The sequence below is a fragment of the Bradyrhizobium sp. P3_C3 genome (assembly GCF_056402655.1).
Map to the genome: position 1 here is coordinate 1 of NZ_JBFUGY010000121.1, position 3,044 is coordinate 3,044.

At 63.2% G+C, this 3,044-nt stretch carries 4 protein-coding genes; 3 read left to right on the top strand and 1 reads right to left on the bottom strand.

All coding sequences use genetic code 11. The annotated features are described in order from the left end of the window. Positions 1-135 precede the first annotated feature (135 nt). The 3 genes from AC1DW2_RS43555 to AC1DW2_RS43565 all read left to right on the top strand — a co-directional run bounded on the left by AC1DW2_RS43555 (position 136) and on the right by AC1DW2_RS43565 (position 1,294). Positions 136-777: a carbohydrate ABC transporter permease gene (locus tag AC1DW2_RS43555; protein WP_477009182.1), complete on the top strand. Its 642-nt coding sequence runs from the start codon at positions 136-138 to the stop codon at positions 775-777. Between the two features lie 50 nt (positions 778-827). Then, positions 828-962, top strand: a complete 135-nt coding sequence (locus AC1DW2_RS43560) for a hypothetical protein (RefSeq protein WP_477009183.1) — start codon at positions 828-830, stop codon at positions 960-962. A gap of 122 nt (positions 963-1,084) precedes the next feature. After that, positions 1,085-1,294, top strand: a complete 210-nt coding sequence (locus AC1DW2_RS43565; protein ID WP_477009184.1) for a hypothetical protein — start codon at positions 1,085-1,087, stop codon at positions 1,292-1,294. Between the two features lie 48 nt (positions 1,295-1,342). On the opposite strand, the gene AC1DW2_RS43570 is transcribed toward AC1DW2_RS43565, so the two are convergent. Beyond that, positions 1,343-2,665, bottom strand: coding sequence for an epoxide hydrolase family protein (locus AC1DW2_RS43570; protein WP_354181239.1), 1,323 nt, complete (start codon positions 2,663-2,665; stop codon positions 1,343-1,345). Positions 2,666-3,044 lie beyond the last annotated feature (379 nt).

Genomic DNA, 3,044 nt, shown 5'->3' on the forward strand with positions numbered 1-3,044 from the left:
CTACTACGCGTATCTCCTCGCCTTCGACACCAACGAGATTGGCTATTCCAGCGCGGTGACGGTGGTGATGCTGCTGCTGGTCTGCGGCATCAGCCTTGGCCTGGTCTGGATGGGCCGGCGCCGGGAGGCGTTGGCATGAGCGAGCCTTCCCTGCGCAAGGCCACACCGGGCCGGCTGGTCGCGATCGCGGTGACGCTGCTCATCCTGCTCTCGCCGTTCCTCTGGCTGTTGCAGATGAGCTTCAAGTCCAACGACCAGATCCTGCAATTTCCGCCACCCTTGATCTTCACGCCGACGCTGGAGAACTACGTCTCGCTCTGGCACAGCGCGTTCTCGTCCTCCTTCGTCAACAGCCTGCTCAGCGCTTCATTTTCGACCGCGCTCGCCCTGCTGCTCGGCGTCCCCGCGGCTAACGCGCTATCGCGCTGGGCCGGCCGCGGCAAGCATGCACTGAGCTTCGCGATCCTGGTGACGCGCATGGCGCCGCCGATCGCGTTCACGATCCCCTTCTTCCTGTTCTATCGCTGGATCGGCCTGCTCGACACCATCACCGGCCTGGTGCTGGTCTACACCAGCTTCAACTTGCCGCTGGTGATCTGGATGATGCAGCCGTTCTTCGACACCATCCCGGTCTCGCTGGAGGAAGCCGCTCTCGTCGACGGCGCGCGGACGCGCACGGTGTTCACAAAGATCGTGCCGCCGATGGTGACGCCGGGGATCGCGGCGACCGCAATCTCTGCTTCCTCTATGCTTGGAACGATTTCTTCTTCGCGCTGATCCTGACCCGCACCAATGCGCGCACCGCGCCGGTCGCCGTCGTCAACTTCATGAACTACGAGGGCTGGGAATGGGGCAAGATCGCCGCCGGCGGCTCGCTGGTGATGGCGCCGGTGCTGATCTTCTCCCTCGCGGTGCGCCGCTATCTTGTCAGCGGGCTCACGGCAGGCGCGGTCAAGGGTTGACATCATGAAGCTTCCAACCGGCGCTACGCGCACCGTCTTCATCTTCGCCCGTCCCGCCGGCCATGTCGGTGCGCCCAGATACTGCACGCCCTATTTCGAAGCACAGGGCATTTGAATGGCACATGGTGCCGATGGATGTGCACCCGGACGATCTCGCGGAGACGATCCGCGTACTTTCGAAATCGCCCAGCACCGCCGGCTTCAATTTGACCATGCCGCACAAGCCGGCCGCGTTCGCGCTCTGCGACGAGGTCGGGCCCGCAGCGACATTCGAGGGCGTGGTCAACACCATCCGGATCGAGGCCGGCCGGAGATGGCGCGGTGTGCGCTGACCTACAATCGCGCGTGCTCAACATCGTTGGCGTCGAGCCTCTGGTCCGTTATTTGCGCAATGATCTGAAGGCTGCGCGTACCTCATCTGAAAACAGCTTCGGCTCCTCCCAGGCGGCGAAATGTCCGCCACGTTCGACCTCGCTGAAGTAGGCGAGGCCGGGGTACATAATCTCGACCCAACTTCGGGGCGCAGCAAAGATTTCGCCGGGGAACGTCGAAAATCCCACGGGAACCGCGACCGCAGGAGGAGACTTGCCGGCCGCACGGGCTGCGGCCTGTCCGGCCTCCCAGTACCACCGTGCGGCCGAGGCCCCAGTGCCCGTCAGCCAGTACAGCGTGATGTTGTCGAGGATGCTGTCCCGGGTGAGATTGCCCGCGGGCTTACCCTCCACGAACGCTTGGGAAATCTTGTAGTAGCTGTCCGTGTCATGGTCGAGCATCCAGCTCGCGAGCCCGAGGGGTGAATTCAGCAGGGAGTAGCCGATCGTCTGTGGCCGCGTCGACTGCTCTAGGAAGTAGCCAAAGCCACTCGCCCTAAACGTCGCGGCCGCCTTCTGCGCCGCGCGTTCCTTCTCGGATTCTGCGGGCAGCTTGTCGGACATTGCCGCCACACCCGCGAGCAAGTTGACGTGGATGCCGAGAAGTCCCTTGGGTGCCTGGCGCCCCATCGCATCCGTTACTGCCGCTCCTACGTCGCCACCCTGGGCGACGTAGCGCGTGTAGCCGAGGCGATCCATTAGCCCCGCCCACGCACGCGCGATGCGCGCGGCGTCCCATCCGAGTTCGGTCGGCTCACCCGAGAAGCCGTAGCCTGGCAAGGACGGCAGCACCAGGTGGAATGCATCGTCGGGAGTGCCACCATACTTGGTCGGGTCAGTCAGGGGACCGACGGTATCGAGGAGTTCGATGACCGAGCCAGGCCAGCCGTGCGTCATGATCAGCGGCAGCGCGTTCTCATGCCGGGACTTGACGTGGATGAAATGGATCTTCACCCCGTCGATCACGGTCGTGAACTGTGGCAACGCGTTCAGCCGTGCCTCGCACTTGCGCCAGTCGTACTCAGTTGACCAGTAGCGGGCGAGCGCCCGCAGCGTCGCCAGTTGCACACCCTGCGACCGATCCTCAACGAGCTCTTTGGTGGGCCAGCGCGTGGACGCGAGGCGCCGGCGGAGATTAGCGAGGTCTTCACCCCGGACATTGACGCGGAAGGGAAGAATTGCGTCGGCTTTGGTAGTACCAAACGGGGACCCTCCTTGCTTCGATTGCGCGCGTGCGGCGACGAAATGTATTGGAAGCAAGCCGACGGCACCAGTTGCGACTGACCCTGCGAGGAGGCTGCGCCGGGTGGGTGAAGAGGAGATTGCAGTCATGTTCGGCCTCCTTGTTTACAAGCCCGCTCCTAGACTAGTGAACTGCGATGCGTAGCTCTGACCCACAAAAGGTTGGCCGAGACATAGGCCCGGTAGGCTCGCACATACTCGCGGAACTCTCGAACCCACTCACGCACAGGGCTCTAACGCCTGATGTTTGCCGCTCGCCTTGACGATTTTACTCTACTTGCGAACGGCACGCCGCCAAATTCAGCGATCCATGCTCGGCGCAGCTTGTTGAACCAGGGCCCCAGCGCTCGGCCATCGAAGTGATCCGCGATTAGCGCGCGACCTCCCTGTGATGCCGCAGGTTCGTCGGCATGGTAGTCAGCGAAAGTGAACTCACGGTCGGTATTGGCCCGAACGCGAAGCCCTGGAA